We start from the raw sequence: 15363 nt of genomic DNA, 5'->3' as shown, positions 1-15363 counted from the left end.
CCTAGACGGTGCGCGGATCGGCAAGCGTGCAGGCGGTGCCGGTTTCGATCTGTACCGTCGTATGGCCGATTCCGAAGCGTTCGTGCAGCATCGCCTGCACGTCCTCCAGAAACGCGTCGCCCGGATGGCCGGCCGGGATGCGCAGGTGCGCGGTCAGGCTGGGTTCGGTGGTCGACATCGGCCAGATATGGAGGTCGTGGACCGCCTCGACGCCAGGCAGCGTGGCGAGCGCGTCCTTGACCCGGTCATAGTCGATCCCGCGCGGCACCGCCGACAGCGACATCTCGACCGTCTCGCGCAGCAGCCCCCACGTCTGCCAGAAGATCACCACCGCGATGACGAGGCTGACGAGCGGATCGATCCACGCTGCGCCGGTCAACCAGATGACGACCCCGGCGGCGACGACCCCGGCTGAGACCAACGCATCGGCAAGCATGTGGAGGTAAGCGCCGCGGACGTTGACGTCGCCCTTGCGCCCGCGCGCGAACAGCCATGCGGTGATCGCGTTGACGGCGATCCCGAGTGCGGCGACGGCGGAAACGGTCAGCCCCGGCACCGCGGGTGCCGCCCCAAAGCGGTGCACCGACTCCCACGCGATCGCGCCGATCGCGACCAGCAGCAGCAGCGCGTTGGCGAGCGCGGCGAGGATCGTCGAGCCCTTCAGTCCGTAGGTGAAGCGCTTCGACGGCGCGGTCCGCGCCAGCGCCGCGCCACCCCACGCCACCGCTAGTCCGAGCACGTCGGACAGATTGTGCCCGGCGTCGGCGAGCAACGCGACCGAGTCGAACAGCCACCCGGCCACGCCTTCCGCGACGACATAGACGAGGTTTAGCGCGATCCCGATCGCGAACACATTGTCCCAGCGTTCGGGCGGGGTGGCATGTGCATGGGAATGGCCGTGATCGTGGTCATGTCCGTGCCCGTTCCCGTGCTCGTGACCATGGTGGTGATGGTTGTGCCCGTGACCCATGAGCGGCCTCTACCATCAGGCAGGGGAGGGTGACAGTCGGTTAGCGTAGGTTGGTTACGGAGATCGCAGCTATCACGCCCGGCCCATGCCGTGCCGTCACCCCGGCGAAGGCCGGGGTCAGTTGTGAAGGTCTACGTAACCGAGCGTGATGCGCCTCATCAGCGTCCCCCAACTGGGCCCCGGCCTCCGCGGGGGTGACGGGCGTGTTTCGGGACACCTGCTGCCCCTCATCGTCATTGCGAGCGTGGCAAAGCAATCCAGGAAGTCCTGATCCGGCACTGCATTGTTTCGCTACGCTCGCAATGACGGGTCGGGTCAGGGGCGGTGACCGGGCCTAGCGACGCGTGCCGAACCAGATGACGTGGGTCGCGCCCTTGCCGTTCTCGCGGGCGCGGACCTTGACCTCGTCGACCGCGAAGCCGCTGTCGGCGAAGCGGCGGGCGAAACGTGGGTCGGGCGCGGCCGACCAGACCGCCAGCACCCCGCCGGGGCGCAACGCACTGCGCGCCGCGGCCAGCCCGCGCGGGCCATACAGGCCGTCGTTGGCGGGGCGGGTCAGCCCGTCGGGGCCGTTGTCGACGTCGAGCAGGATCGCGTCGTAGCGACCGCCGCCCGCGGCGATCGTTCTGCCCACGTCGCCCATCTCGAGCGTGACGCGCGGATCGTCGAGGCAGCCGTCGGTCAGCGCCGCCATCGGGCCGCGCGCCCACTCGATGATGCCGGGGACTAATTCAGCGACGGTGACCTGCGCCGCAGCCCCCAGTCGGGCGAGCACGGCGCGGAGCGTGAAGCCCATGCCGTAGCCGCCGATCAGCAGGTGCGGGGCGGGACAATCCGCCAACCGGTCGCACGTCATCGTGCCGAGCGCGACTTCCGAGCCGCTCATCCGCGTGCTCATCAGTTCGTTGCGTTCGAGCACGATCATGAAGTCGGCACCGCGACGGAACAGCCGCAGGGGCGGCCCGTCCGGCACCTCCGCAACCCCGAGCAGTTCGGGGCGAATCACTTCTTCTGGCGGGCCTTGCGCGCGGCGTAGCGGGCGTCGCGCGCCGCCTTCATCTCGGCGGCGGTCGGCATGACCGGTGGGCGCTTGGCGGCAGCGGCCGCCTCGGCGGCGGCGGCTTCTTCGGCAGCGGCCTGCGCGCGCGCCTCTTCCTTGGCGGCCTTTTCGGCGGCGATCGCAGCCTTGCGCTGCTCGCGCTTCTCGGCCTCCGCGGCTTCCTTGGCCTCGCGCGCGGCGAGACGGGCGGCGACCTCTGCAGGATCGGGGGCGGCCTTGTTCTTCAACGCCTCGAGCGCGCGTGCCTTGGCGTCGCGGGCGGCGGCGGCGCGCTGGTTGAAGTCAGGGGCCTTGTAACCTGCCATGCTGCGAAATTCTCCTTGGGGAACGATAACGCCGAAACCGACGAAAAGCACAACGGCCCCGCATCGCTGCGGAGCCGTCGGGAAAGCCGATGAAGCGAAAGGCTACACCAGCCGCATCCGAATATACGAGCCGGGCGGCGTGAGCGCAACCGCTTTATCGGCCACCGTCCACCGCCTGCCGCCCGAGCGCCGGATCGTCGGTGAAGAAAGAGTCGATCCCGAGCGCGATATAGCGGCGCATCTCGGCCACCGAGCCGGCGTCGTGGCGCGCGTCCGGCCCGGCAGTGCTGCGGAAGTCGGCGGCGAGGAAGCGGTTTTCGGGACGGAAGGTCCATGGGCAGACCTCCAGCCCGGCGGCGTGTGCGTCGGCGACCAGGGTGGTGGGCGCGCCGAGCCGTCCGTCGGCGGCAAGCGGGATCAGCATCCGCGTGTTCGGCGCCACGATGTCGGCATAACGCGCCATTTCGCGCAGCCCGGCGGACGACACCATCGTGCGGTAATCGAGCGCGCTGCCGGCCTTGGCGACGTCGGCGGGCCTTTGCGCGGGATCGCCGATCAGCTGGACGAGCCGGAGGTTGCCGCCCTTCGGCCGCTTGCCGCGCACGTAGCGCAGGTTCGCGACCTCGAACGACTGCAACTGCACCGGCGCGCGCCGGGTATAGGCGTGCGCGGCGATGACCGCGAGGAAGCGGTCCTCGACGGGCAGGCCGACACTCGCGAAATAGGTTGAATGCTTCAACTCGGGCACCAGCCCGATCGTCCGCCCGCGCGCCGCGGCCTCCGCCGTCGCAAAGTCGATGACCTCGTCGAGCGTGACGATCTGGAACTGGCCGTCGTAGCTGCGGCTTTCGGGTCGGATCGCGCCGAGCCGTTCCTTCGCGCGCAGCGTCTTCAGCTCGGCGAGCGTGAAATCCTCGGTGAACCAGCCGGTCTGTTGCTCGCCGTCGATCGTCTTCGTCGTGCGCCGCGCGGCGAATTCGGAGTGATCGGCGACATCGGTCGTCTCGACGATGTTGTTCTCGTGCCGCGCGACCAGCACGCCGTCCTTCGTCGGGACCAGATCGGGCTCGATGAAGTCGGCGCCGTCCGCGATCGCCTTGGCATAGGCGCCCAGCGTATGTTCGGGGCGCAGCGCCGACGCGCCGCGGTGCGCGAACACCAGCGGCGTCTTCACGGGCGACGCCGCGCTGGCAGTGGAGGCCACCCCCAGCGCGATTGCGGAGCCGATGGCGGCGCGGCGGGTCATCACGCTTAGAAGCCTGCGCTGAGCGTGACGAACGCCTGACGCGGTGCGAGCGGGAAGAAATTGTACGTCCCCGATGCCGCGCCGACGCTGATCGTCGAATAGGCCTTCTTGTCGGTGATGTTGGTGACGTTGAGGCTGACGTTCAGCTTCTTGGCCAGACCTTCGCCCGACAGCGGCATGTCGAAGCCGATCCGCCCGGACAGCGTGAAATAGCCCGGCACCTTCAGATCGTTCGTGAACGTGGCATAGCGACGACCGATATAGTCGCCGATCAGCTGCAGCTCCACCCCGTCGCCGTTGAGCGTCGCCACGGTCTTGTTGAGCCAGTCGGGCGAACCGGGGACCTTCTTGCCCGCGGTCGGGACGACCGTCTGTGCGGCGCCGACCGTGTAATTATCGGCGTAGCGCGAGTTGTTGTACGACAGCGCATTGTACAGCGAGAAGCGGTCGCCGAAGCGCAACGTCGCCGCCGCGTCGACGCCATCGGTCTTCACGCTGCCGACGTTGGCGATGATCGGTGCGCCGCTGATGATCGCGGTGATCGTCGTGGTCGGGCTGATCGCGAGGAGTCGGTTCGAGAAGTCGACGTGATAATAGCTGATCTGGCCCTCGAACTCGGTCAGCGGGCCGAGATCGAGCGGACGGCGGGTGCGGAGGCCGGCTTCATAGGTCCAGCTCGTTTCCGGCTTGGTATTGTCCTTGAAGAATTCGAACAACGTCTGGCTGCCGAGCGCGAACGGCGACAGGCCGGCGGCGGCGCTGGTCTGGAACTGACGGATGTTCTTCTGCGCGTTGACGAACACCTGTTCGTGATCCGTCGCGTCCCACAGCACGCCGACCTGCGGCAGGAACCATTCGTCGGTGTTGATCCGACCGACCGGCAGCTCGCGCGAGCCGGTGAACGAGCCGGGGATCGGCTGCACCGGCACGCGCTGGCGTGCATGCTGGAAGGTGCTCTTGAACCCGGCCTGGAGCGTCAGCGTGGGGACGATCTTCCATGCGTCCTGAAGGTGCGCCTGGATCTCGGTGACGCGGATCTCGCTGCCATATTGCGTGATGAGCGGGTTTGCGAGGTCGAGCGGCCGCTCATAGGGCGAGGACGGATTGTTGACGTCGAGCGCGTACCAGCGGCGGTAGGCGGCCGAGCTTTGATGCTCGTACCAGCCGCCCAGCTCGATCGTGTGGTTGCCGAGTTCGGCGCGCAGCGTCGAGATGCCGCCGACGCGGTCGATGCGATATTCGGTGGTGCGCGTCGCGAGGCCGGAGCCGCCGAAGATCGTCGACAGCCGCGCGAGATTGGCAGTCGAGGTCGGGCTGCTGCCGGCGACGCCCGGATAATAGAAGGAGAAGAGCTGCGGCAGTCCCGCGACGGTGATCGGGCCGGCGACGATCCCGACGCCGTCATTGTGGTGGAAATACGCCTGGTTGGAGAAGGTCACGCGATCGGTGACGTTCCAGTCGTATTTGACATAGCCGAGATAATCGGTGCGCAGCGCGGCGCTGTAGTAATTGCTGTAGTTCGACCCCGATGCCGCATAGCTGGCGGCGTTGTTGTACGGCAGCCGGTTGGCGAGATACGCCTGCATGCCCGCGAAGTTCGGATAAAGGAACGGGCGGATATACGGCTGGTACGTCTGGGTGGCGGAGACGACGGTCGCGTCCTCGTTGGGCTCGGCCTTGTCCGAATAGGCGAAATAGGCGGTCAGCTTGCCGATCGCGTCGTCGTGGACCAGCTTGGCATTGGCCTGCCAGCCTTTCTGATAACCCTCGAAGTCCCAGGCCCGTGCGCGCTGGCGCACGCCCGAAATGTAGAAGCGCGTGTTCTGGCCGATGTCGCCGCTGTCGAGGCGAACGTAGCTGCGCGTCGCCTCGTAGCTGCCGACGGTCTGTGCCGCGGAGATGCCGAACGTCGGCTTCGGATCGCTGGTGAAGGTGTCGATCGTCCCGCCGAGGTTGCTGGTCGAGGCGGTGCCGAGATCGCCCGCGCCCGAGGCGAGCACAACGCGGCCGACGTTCTCCGAGATCGTGGCGCGCTGCGGGCTCAGGCCGTTGTAATTGCCGTATTGCTGATCGCCAAGCGGCACGCCGTCGAGCGTGTAGCCGAGCTGCTGCGCGTTGAAGCCGTGGACGAACAGCGAGATGTTCTGCTCATTGTTGCCCCACGGATCGGCGGTCAGATAGGTGACGCCGGGCAGCGTCTGGAGCGCCTTGAGCGGGCTGATGCCGGGCAGCACCTTCTGGATATCGACATTGGTGATCTGCGCGACCGCGCGCGTCGCGGTGCCGGTGACGATGACGTCGTCGCCCACCGGTTCGGCAGCGGCGGCGGCGTTGTCGCCGGCCGGCGGCGCGACGTTCTGCGCGTGTGCCGGGGCCGAGACGATCAGGGCAAGCGGGGCGACGCCCGCGATCAGGAGATGACGCATCTAACGGGACTTTCGAGAGAGGAGGCGATCAGAGGCCAGTGCGCAGCGAGACGAAGAACTGGCGGGGCGCACCGGCGAGCAGCGTCTGGTTGTCGCCGCTGCCGGTGTAGCCGTTCGAGCCGATCGTCGAGACGTAGCGCTTGTCGAGCAGGTTGGTGGCGCTGCCCTCGATACGGACGCCGTGCAGCCCGCCAAGGTCGCCGATCGTGTAGCCGATCGTCGCGTCGACCAGCACGCGGTCGCCGACCGACTGGTCGTTGGTGTAGGTGAAGTAGCGCTTGCTCATGTAATCGGCGCCGACGCGCGCGAGGAAGCGGCCGTCGTCATAGACGATCTCGCCCTTGGCCATGTGGCGCGGGCTGTCGACGACGGTCTTGCCGCGGGTTGCGGTAATCAGCGCGCCGTTCGCGCCCAGCACGTTGTCCTTATATTCGGAGTGGTTGTACGAATAGGAAGCGAAGATCGAGAGCGGGGGCGTGATCTTGTAGAGCGCGGTGGCCTCCGCGCCGTAATTCTCCACCCCGCCGACGTTCTGGAGCGTCACCGGATTGCCGACGATCCCGGCGCCGTTGGTGTAGGCGAGCAGGCGGTTGGCGAAGTCGACGTAATAGCCCGCGATCGATCCCTGGAACCCGCCCGAGCGGAAGCGGATGCCGGCTTCGGCGGTTTTCGACCGTTCCGGACGCAGCTTGTTACGGATGGCGTTGAAGCCGTCCTGCGTGGTCGCGAACGGCGAGGCGCCGGTCGCCGACGAGACGAAGGCGCGCATGTTCTCAGTATAGGTCACGAACGCCTCGGCGGGACCGAAGCCGTAAACCGCACCGATTTGCGGCAGGAACCAGTCGCGCGCGTCGATCGTGCCGCTGGCGAGCGTGCCGACCAGCGGGATCGCCTTGTTGGAGACCTTGTAGCCCTTCCAGCCGCCGTTCAGCGTCAGCTGACCGAAGGTCAGACGGTCGCTGACATAATACATGGTCGTGTTCGTCTGGAAATCGACGTTGAACTGCGTCGCGAGCGGGTTACGCTGGAAGCTCAGCACGTTGCGCGACAACGTCGGCTGATCGGCGAGGCCGTAGAAGCGCCGCGCCTGACGGAAGCCGTTCGCTTCGAACCAGCCGCCCAGTTCGAGGTGGTTCGCGCCGGTATCGACCGAGACGCGCGCGATCGAGCCGAAGCGGTCGATGCCATATTCGGTCGTGCGGATCGACAGCGGCGCGCCGCCGGGCGTGCGGACATAGGGCGTCACCCACACGCCCTGACCTTCGTTGCCGTGATAATAGCCGGTCAGCGACAGCTTGATCGCATCGTTGACCGGTGCGTCCATCGTGATCCCGGTCAGATAATCGCGACGCAGACCCGCAGCGTCGAAATAGGCGTCGTCGACCGAGGTATAGGGTGACGGGAAGGTCAGCCCGGCATTGGGATAGGGCAGCGTCGCGGTCGCCGAGGCGGCGCGCGTCTGCTGGTTCCAATAGACCTGGCTCATCCGCACCGCGGTGGCATAATCGGGGTTCAGGTTATCGGCGTCGTACCCGAGCCGCCGGATCATATCGAGGCTGAGGTCCTGATAGTCATTCTCGCGGCGGTCCGAGAAGTTGAAGAAGGCGGTGATCGCGCCGCGCGCGCCGAAATCCTGCACCAGCTTGGCATTCGCCTGATGCTGGCGCTGGACGCCGTCGCCCTTCCACTTGCCGGCTTCGAGATAGCCGTAGCTGAGATAGCCGCGCAGCCCGTTGCCGGTCAGGTCGCCGCTGTCGACGCGCACGAAGCCGCGCCAGGTGTCGTTCGAGCCGTAAGTGCCCGAAGCCGCGATCCCGAACGTGTCGGACGGGCGGCGCGAGGTGAATTGCAGTGTGCCGCCGAGGTTCGAGGTCGATGCCTCGCCCAGCGCGCCTGCGCCCTGCGCCACGGTCGACGTGCCGACGTTTTCAGAAATGATCGCGCGGCTGATGTGCAGGCCGTTGGCGTTGCCGTAGCTCATGTCGCCGAGCGGGATGCCGTCGAGCGTGAAGCCGAGCTGGTTCTGGTTGAAGCCGCGCAGCGAGATGCGGCTCGACCATTCATACGCACCGAAGGCGTCGGCGGACTGGAAATTGACGCCCGGCAGCTTGGCCAGCGCCTTGAGCGGGGTGGTGCCGGGGGTCTGGCGTTCGATGTCGACGGCGGTGATCGTCTGCACCTGCCGCGCCTGACCGAAGCCGAGCACGACCACCTCGCTGCCCTGCGTGTCGGCCGGGGTTTCGGCGGGCAGGTCGGCGGCAGGGATGGCGGGCGGCGTATCCGCGGCGAGCGCGGGGGTCGCGGTGGCGGCGAACAGCGCACTGCCGGCGAGCAGCATCGAACGGAGCATGGTGAATCCCTTTGATGACGCAGCCGTTAACGGCCGTCGTTGCCGGGCCTTTGGGCGCTGCTCTTTTCGTCCGCGTGACCGATTGGTTGCAGGTTCGTGACGGTCGGGCCGATCGCGTTAATTATCGGATTGCGTGGCATTTGTGCGCGGGTGATCGGCGTGCCCCCGTCATTCCCGCGCAGGCGGGAATCCAGAACCTTGGACGGTTGCGCTTCTATTGACGGACCTGCGCGTCTGGATTCCCGCCTGCGCGGGAATGACGGGGTGGGGGCGGCGCGGCGTTACGCCATCGCGTCAGGCCATGACGTTGCTGCCGCGCGCGACCGTGGCGGTGTGGCCGACCGTGGCGGCGGGGATGCGCTTCGTGATTGTGTCGACCATGATCCAGTCGTTGCGGACGCGCTCGGCCTCGATCGTCAGCGCCATATAGCCGCGGCGCGACGTGTCGCACCATTTCAGTTCGGGATTGGTGCGCACCAGATCGGCGGCGATGCGGCGCGGATCGTAGGCGGTGCCGCTCTCGAAACCCGGCGAGGTGACGCTGTGCCCGGCGAATTCGACCGCAGCGGCGTGGCCGTCCTGCGCGAGATCGTAGGCCCAGGCATTGTGGCTGTCGCCCGAGATCAGCACCGTGTTGCCGCCAAGCTGCTGCGCCTTGCGCAGAAAGCGCGCGCGGGCGGCGGGGTAGCCGCCCCAATTGTCGAAATTGAACGGCAGCCCCGCCTTGGCCGCGGCGATGCCGTCGCTGACATAGCTGTTCTGCTTGCCGGCCATCCACGTCTCGGCATCGGCGGGCATCATCGTCTGGCCCATGATCGTGCCGAAGCCGACGACCTGCCAGCGCCGCCCGCTGCGCACCGAGGCGGCAAGCGCATGATCGAGCCAGCTTTCCTGCTGCCAACCCATCATCGTCGCGCCCGGATCCTGCCATGCGCCGTCGCGGAAGGCGCGCAGCGCGGCGGCGGGGTCGGCGGCCTTGAACAGCGGGTCGAGATCGGGCTGCTGCGTGCGGCCGAGCAGGCGCGTCTCGGTGCGGAACAGCGTGGCCAGCGCGCCGATGTCGTAGCTCTTCCACGGCTCGTCCGAGACGGGCATCCATTCGCGATACGCCTGGATCGAGGCGGCACGCCGCTGGTTCCAGTCACCTTCGGTGGCGGGGTCGTGGTTCTGCGCGCCGCCCTCCCAGCTGTCGTTGGCGCTTTCGTGGTCGTCCCATTGCGCGATCATCGGCAGCCGGGCGTGGAGCGCCTGAAGATCGGGGTCGGCGCGGTAGCTGGCGAAGCGCTGGCGATAATCGGCGAGGTGAACGGTTTCGCCAAGCGGCTGCGGCAGGCGGCCGGCGATCAGCTCGGCGGTTTTCGGATAGTGATCGGGCGCATATTCGTAAAAATAGTCGCCGAGGTGGATCGCGCAGTCGAGATCGTCGCGGGCGGCGGCATGGCCATAAGCGTTGAACCAGCCGTAGCCGATGTTCGAGCACGAGAAGATCGCGGCGCGCCACGGGCGGACGCCGTCGGCGGGCAGCGTGCGGGTGCGCCCGATCGCCGAGCGCGTGCCGTCAGGCGCGACGAAGCGGAACCAGTACCAGCGATCGGCCGCGAGGCCGTCGGCGGTGAGCTTGACGGTCCAGTCGCGCCACGGGCCGGTGATCTGCGCGCCGACGACGCGCGCGCCGCTCATGTCGGCCTGTTCGGCGATCTCGGCAGTGACTTCGCCCGCGCCCGCCATCACGCAGCGCGTCCACAGCAACACCGAGTCCGGGCCCGGCTCGCCGCTCGCCACCGAATGGGTGAAGCCGCGCGCGGGGTCGACGCCGGCGGCAAGGAGCGGCGCGGCGGTGAGCGCACCGGCGCCGGCGAGCAGGGAGCGGCGGGAGACGAGCACGGGCGAACCTCTTTTCTGTGCGATCGGATCGCGGCGCGGATGGGCGCGGTTTGTGGAGGCTTGATGACAAACGGTGTCGCGCCAACGATTTCGCGGCCGGGCAGGGGCTTGGCGGCGGTGCGGTGCGTTGCGGCACTCCCCGACATGACTACAGGTGAACCGGCGTGCCCCGATTTCTGATCGCGCAAAGCGAAACCCCCGAGGAGCGCGAGGCGCGACGGGCGCATACCGGGCAGAGTTCGGGCGAGAGCTATGCCGACACGCTGGGGCAGATGGCGCCCGATGCTGCGATCGAGATCTGCCAACCGGCCGACGACGACGCGCCGACGTTCGCGCCCGCGCAGCTGGCAGCGTATGATGCGGTGTTCCTCACCGGATCGCCGCTGCACGTCTATGACGACACACCCGAAGTGCGCCGCCAACTGGCGTTCATGCGCGCCGTGTTCGCGTCGGGCACGCCGTCGTTCGGATCATGCGCCGGGTTGCAGGTCGCGGTGGCGGCGGCGGGCGGCACGGTGCGCAAGATGCCCGAGCGGATGGAGGCGGGCCTTTCGCGCCGGATCGTCGCCACCCGGGAGGGACGCGACCACCCGCTGCTTGCCGGACGACCGGCGACCTGGGATGCGCCGGCGATCCACGGCGACGAGGTCGAGACGTTGCCGCCGGGCGCAACGCGGCTGGCGGGCAATGCGGTGACGCAGGTGCAGGCCGCCGAGATCCGGCATGACAAGGGCGTGTTCTGGGGCGTGCAATATCATCCCGAACTGTCGCTGGGCGAGATCGCGATTGCGTTGCGGCGGCAGGCCGACGGGCTGGTGGAGGCGGGACTGGCGGAGACGCCGGACGAGGTCGAGGAAAGCGCTGACGTGATCGCCGCGTTGCACGAGGCGCCGGAGCGGCGCTCCCTGCGGTGGCGGTTGGGGGTGGACGGCGAGCTGGCGGACACCGACGCGCGGCGGCGGGAGATCGCCAACTTCCTGGCGGCGCTGCCGACGATCGACCGGCGCGGGGCGCGGTGAAGGTTGCGAAGTTGCCGCTAAAAGGGTGCGGCGACGCAAGCGACCCGGTCCCTCGCTAGGGTGCGGGCTGCTCGCCGATACCGCGGCAGCGATCCGAGCAATATTTGACCTGTTCCCAATCCCGTGCCCATTTCTTCCGCCACGCGAACGGGCGGTGGCAGCTCGCACAGATCTTCTCGGGCAGATGCGGTTTCTTGTGCGCCATCGCTGCTGAACCCGTTTGGCGCGTGGTGCGATCCGTGCCAGCGTGCCGGCCGAGAGAATTGGCGAGAGGATGCAGGATGATAGCCAAGGGGACGATCCGGCCGGGGCGGCGCGCGGTGCTGGCGGGAATCGCGGGGGCGGGGCTGTGCGGGTTCGCCGATCCGGCGCCCGTGGTGACGCTGCGGCGGATGACGCCCGCCTTCGACCGGATCATCGCGCCGGGAACGCACGTCGAGGTGATCGCGCGCGACATCCAATGGGCCGAGGGGCCGGTGTGGGTGCCCGAAGGCGGCGGCTATCTGCTGTTCTCCGACCCGCCCGCCAATATCGTGCGGCGCTGGTCGCGCGGGGGCGGGGTGGCGACGTTCCTGTCGCCGTCGGGTGCAGCCGATCCCGACCGCACGGTCCTGCGTGAGCCGGGCGCGAACGGGCTGGCGCTCGATCGCGGCGGGCGGTTGCTGATCGCCAATAGCGGCGGTCGCTCGATCGATCGGGTCGAGCTGAAGACGCGCGTCCGCACGGTGCTGGTCGACCGGTACAAGGGCAAGAGGTTCAACAGCCCCAACGACATGCATGTCGCGCGCGATGGTGCGATCTGGTTCACCGATCCGCCCTATGGACTGGCGAGCGACGATAAGTCGCCGGCCAAGGAGCTGTCGATCAACGGCGTTTATCGCTGGCGCGAAGGGGGCGAGGCGGTGCTGGTCGATGGATCGCTGACCCGGCCGAACGGCATCGCGTTGTCGCCCGACGAGCGGCGGCTGTACGTCGCGATCTCCGACCCCGACGATCCGCGCGTGATGGTGTATAATCTGGGGCACGACGGGATGCCGACGGCGTCGCGCGTGCTGGTATCGGCAAAGGCCGGGCATGCGCAAGGCAAGCCGGGGCTGCCCGACGGGATGAAGGTGGCGCGCGACGGCACGCTGATCTGTTCGATGCCGGGCGGCATCATGTTCCTGACCCCGGAGGGCGAACCGATCGGGATGATCGAGACGACGACGCCGGCCGCCAATGCGGCGTTCGGAGAGGGCGGCAGGGCACTGTACGTCACCAACAATCATCAGGTGCTGCGCATCGCGCTGCGGCCGGGATGGCAGCGATGACAGCGCGCGGGACAGATCGGGGTTGATCTCCTACTGAATCGGTGTAGTTTGCCGGAGACGATGGCGTCTTGCCATCGACCATGAAGGGGATGTGCGTTGATGAAGAAGATCGTTGCGGGCATGTCCGCGGTGGCGCTGGCACTCTCGCTGGCGGCGTGCGGATCGAAGACCGACACCGCCAATGACACCGCGCTGAATGCCGAGATCGGCAACGACGTGGCGCTGAACGAGACGCTGCCGGCCGACGAGAACCTGTCGGATGCGGGCGCGCTGCCGCTGAACGCCACCGACGGCAACATTGCGGGCGCCGCGACCACCAACGCGCTTTGACGAGTTTGCGGGCGGCCCGCCATGGCGCCGCCCGCCACCTGTTACCGTCTGGAGTTGCTCCCTAGACGAAACTGGTCCGGTGCTCCCAAGCAGCGCCGGACCTTTTGTCTGGGAGCGGCTTCGGACCGGTCGGGCGTTCAGGCTGAGGCGGACGCAGCGAGCGGGGCATCCTCACCCAACGCAAGGGCGGGTTCGGTCTCCGCGATCCACCCGCCGCCCAGTACGCGGTCGCCGGCGTAGAGCACTGCCGCCTGACCGGGCGCGACGCCATATTCGGGGGCGTCGAACACCAATCGCTCTCCGATCATCCGCGCCGGCACCGGCCTGGCCATCGACCGCACCTTGACGGTGAGCGGGCCGTCGAGCGGCCCGAGCACGTTGAGCCGCTCGAGCCGCGCCGCCGCGACCGCCAGCGCCGCGCGCGGGCCGACCACGACACGCTGCGACGCGGCCTCCAACTTCACGACGTAGAGCGGTTCGGGCGTGCCGCCGATCTCCAGCCCGCGCCGCTGCCCGACCGTATAATGAACGAGGCCGCGATGCTCGCCCAGCTTGCGACCGGCGAGGTCGACAATGTCGCCCCCGGTCGCCGCCTCGGGACGCAACTTCTTGACCAGCGAAGCATAATCGCCGTCGGGGACGAAGCAGATGTCCTGGCTGTCGGGCTTGTCGGCGACCAGCAGCGCGAGTTCGGCGGCGAGTTCGCGCACCCGCGGCTTGGGCAGCCCGCCGAGCGGGAAGCGAAGGAAGTCGAGCTGTTCCTGTGTCGTGGCGAACAGGAAATAGCTTTGATCGCGCGCCGGATCGGCGGCGCGGTGCAGCTCCGCACCCGCATTGCCCGCCACGCGGCGGACGTAATGGCCCGTCGCGAGGCAGTCGGCACCGAGATCGCGCGCGAGCGCCAGCAGGTCGGTGAACTTCGGCCCCATGTTGCATTGTACGCACGGGATCGGGGTGCGCCCGGCGAGATATTCGTCCGCGAAAGCGTCGACGACGTTTGCGCGAAAGCTGCTTTCGTGATCGAAGACGTAATGCGCGATGCCGAGTTTGTCGCAGACCGCGCGCGCATCGCGGATGTCCCGTCCGGCGCAGCACGCCCCGGCACGCTTCGTCGCCTCGCCGTGATCGTAGAGCTGGAGCGTGACGCCGATCACCTCGGCCCCCGGCTGGCGCGCGGCGAGCGCCGCCACCACCGAACTGTCGACCCCGCCCGACATCGCCACGACGATGCGTCGCGCACCGGGCGCGAGCTGGAATTCACCGCTGTCCATGATGGTCCGCAGCATACAGCCGCATAGCCCCCGGCGTAAACCGAAATGAACGAACCGTTTCGCGTGGCTTTACCGGGCTTTCAGACCGTGTGGCGTAGATCGGCGGGATGACAGCCGAGACCCCCCCTCATGACGTGCCGCTGCTTTGCAGCTTGCGGGCCCGTCAGCTCGCCTCGCGCACTGCGCAGGTCGCGCGGACGCTGGACGAGCCGGCGCGCCCACACGGCGGCGCCTTCAACGCCGATGCCGCGGCTGCGCTCAACAACTGGAAACGCCCGTGAAGAGGTCGTTTACCGCACCGCTTTAGGAGGCGTTCAATCCATCGCCGTTACGCGACAGTCACGACATGGAATGGGGTCGCGCCCCTGAACCGAGGTTTGGAATGATCGAACAACAAAATAATTGTCGCCCTGCCAAGGTCATAGGTCCGCTAGGGGAGCCGTTGACGCTCGACACGCTGCCGCCGTCGAACACCACCCGCTGGGTGGTGCGACGCAAGGCAGAGGTGGTCGCCGCGGTTAGCGGCGGGCTGCTGAGCGTCGACGACGTCTGCACGCGCTATGGCCTGACGGTCGAGGAGTTCGCCGGCTGGCAACGCGCGATCGATCGCTCGGGGATGCCCGGGCTGCGCGTCACGCGTATCCAGCACTACAAGTCGCTGTACGAGCGCCAGCAGAAGTTCTGAGGGTCGCCCACATCCGTCCCGCGTCGATACACGTGCGCGGGACGGGGGCAAAAAGCTTGTTACAATATGGATTACGGGACCGGAACAATGTGCCGGGCTCGTGAGTAATTCCCACCAGAGCAGCCACTCCGGGCGCATCTGAGGGGAGTAGTATCATGGGTATCATTCTGTGGCTTATCATCGGTGGTGTTATCGGCTGGCTGGCCAGCATGATCATGCGCACTGACGCGCAGCAGGGTATCTTCCTCAACATCGTCGTCGGTGTCGTCGGCGCGTTCCTCGGCGGCCTGATCTTCTCGGGCGGTTCGATCAACAACGCTCCGCTGACGATCTATTCGTTCCTCGTCTCGCTGCTGGGTGCGGTCGTGCTGCTGGCGATCGTCAATCTGGCCCGTCGCGGTCGCGTGCGTTAATCGCACCAGCGACTACGGTTCGACGACAAGGCGGCCGCCCGGCTTTCCGGGCGGCCGTTTTCGTTTTGTGAGGTTCGAGGGAGTGTGTTCGCGC

General features: G+C 67.7%; 15 protein-coding genes. 6 read left to right on the top strand and 9 right to left on the bottom strand.

Features of this window, described 5'->3' with window-relative positions; translation table 11 throughout:
- Position 1: 1 nt before the first annotated feature.
- The 7 genes from SPHPH_RS0111760 to SPHPH_RS0111730 all read right to left on the bottom strand — a co-directional run bounded on the left by SPHPH_RS0111760 (position 2) and on the right by SPHPH_RS0111730 (position 10241).
- Positions 2-970: a cation diffusion facilitator family transporter gene (locus SPHPH_RS0111760; protein WP_028966864.1), complete on the bottom strand. Its 969-nt coding sequence runs from the start codon at positions 968-970 to the stop codon at positions 2-4.
- 334 nt (positions 971-1304) lie between these two features.
- Complete coding sequence (locus SPHPH_RS0111755; RefSeq protein WP_028966863.1) at positions 1305-1976, bottom strand: spermidine synthase; 672 nt, start codon at positions 1974-1976, stop codon at positions 1305-1307.
- Entirely contained in the window at positions 1973-2335 is a 363-nt protein-coding gene (locus tag SPHPH_RS0111750) for a DUF6481 family protein (RefSeq protein ID WP_028966862.1), read from the bottom strand. The genes SPHPH_RS0111755 and SPHPH_RS0111750 overlap by 4 nt, the downstream gene beginning before the upstream one ends.
- Positions 2336-2489: 154 nt before the next feature.
- Positions 2490-3581 carry a glycerophosphodiester phosphodiesterase gene (locus SPHPH_RS19610; RefSeq protein WP_037488505.1) on the bottom strand — a complete coding sequence of 364 codons (1092 nt, stop codon included), beginning with the start codon at positions 3579-3581 and terminating at the stop codon, positions 2490-2492.
- A gap of 5 nt (positions 3582-3586) precedes the next feature.
- Complete coding sequence (locus tag SPHPH_RS0111740) at positions 3587-6007, bottom strand: TonB-dependent receptor (protein ID WP_037488503.1); 2421 nt, start codon at positions 6005-6007, stop codon at positions 3587-3589.
- Between the two features lie 28 nt (positions 6008-6035).
- Positions 6036-8357 (bottom strand): TonB-dependent receptor domain-containing protein, encoded by a 2322-nt coding sequence (locus tag SPHPH_RS0111735; RefSeq protein ID WP_028966860.1) that lies wholly within the window; start codon positions 8355-8357, stop codon positions 6036-6038.
- Between the two features lie 294 nt (positions 8358-8651).
- A complete protein-coding gene (locus SPHPH_RS0111730) occupies positions 8652-10241 on the bottom strand; it encodes an alkaline phosphatase D family protein (protein WP_028966859.1) in 1590 nt (529 codons plus the stop codon).
- A 164-nt stretch (positions 10242-10405) separates the two neighbouring features.
- Here SPHPH_RS0111730 and SPHPH_RS19605 point away from each other — a divergent pair, with 164 nt between their 5' ends.
- Positions 10406-11260, top strand: a complete 855-nt coding sequence (locus SPHPH_RS19605) for a type 1 glutamine amidotransferase (protein WP_037488501.1) — start codon at positions 10406-10408, stop codon at positions 11258-11260.
- A gap of 55 nt (positions 11261-11315) precedes the next feature.
- Here SPHPH_RS19605 and SPHPH_RS20815 read toward each other — a convergent pair whose 3' ends face one another.
- The gene (locus tag SPHPH_RS20815) at positions 11316-11465 is read right to left on the bottom strand and encodes a DUF2256 domain-containing protein (RefSeq protein ID WP_081668610.1); all 150 of its coding nucleotides are present in this window, start codon (positions 11463-11465) and stop codon (positions 11316-11318) included.
- A gap of 76 nt (positions 11466-11541) precedes the next feature.
- Here SPHPH_RS20815 and SPHPH_RS0111715 point away from each other — a divergent pair, with 76 nt between their 5' ends.
- On the top strand, positions 11542-12570 hold the full coding sequence (locus SPHPH_RS0111715; RefSeq protein ID WP_028966858.1) for an SMP-30/gluconolactonase/LRE family protein: 1029 nt from the start codon (positions 11542-11544) through the stop codon (positions 12568-12570).
- Between the two features lie 99 nt (positions 12571-12669).
- The gene (locus SPHPH_RS0111710; protein WP_028966857.1) at positions 12670-12900 is read left to right on the top strand and encodes a hypothetical protein; all 231 of its coding nucleotides are present in this window, start codon (positions 12670-12672) and stop codon (positions 12898-12900) included.
- Between the two features lie 137 nt (positions 12901-13037).
- Here the strand turns inward: SPHPH_RS0111710 and mnmA are convergent, their stop codons facing one another.
- A complete protein-coding gene (gene mnmA, locus SPHPH_RS0111705) occupies positions 13038-14171 on the bottom strand; it encodes a tRNA 2-thiouridine(34) synthase MnmA (protein ID WP_028966856.1) in 1134 nt (377 codons plus the stop codon).
- 107 nt (positions 14172-14278) lie between these two features.
- Between mnmA and SPHPH_RS21180 the strand changes: the two genes are divergently transcribed.
- The 3 genes from SPHPH_RS21180 to SPHPH_RS0111690 all read left to right on the top strand — a co-directional run bounded on the left by SPHPH_RS21180 (position 14279) and on the right by SPHPH_RS0111690 (position 15269).
- Positions 14279-14452 (top strand): hypothetical protein, encoded by a 174-nt coding sequence (locus tag SPHPH_RS21180; RefSeq protein WP_156025992.1) that lies wholly within the window; start codon positions 14279-14281, stop codon positions 14450-14452.
- Between the two features lie 101 nt (positions 14453-14553).
- Positions 14554-14856 (top strand): CtrA inhibitor SciP, encoded by a 303-nt coding sequence (gene sciP, locus SPHPH_RS0111695; protein WP_028966855.1) that lies wholly within the window; start codon positions 14554-14556, stop codon positions 14854-14856.
- A gap of 155 nt (positions 14857-15011) precedes the next feature.
- Entirely contained in the window at positions 15012-15269 is a 258-nt protein-coding gene (locus SPHPH_RS0111690) for a GlsB/YeaQ/YmgE family stress response membrane protein (protein WP_028966854.1), read from the top strand.
- The last annotated feature ends 94 nt before the right edge of the window (positions 15270-15363 follow it).

The sequence above is a fragment of the Sphingomonas phyllosphaerae FA2 genome, assembly GCF_000427645.1.
GTDB classification, from domain to species: Bacteria; Pseudomonadota; Alphaproteobacteria; order Sphingomonadales; family Sphingomonadaceae; genus Sphingomonas; species Sphingomonas phyllosphaerae.
This window is presented reverse-complemented; position numbering and strand designations above follow the sequence as displayed.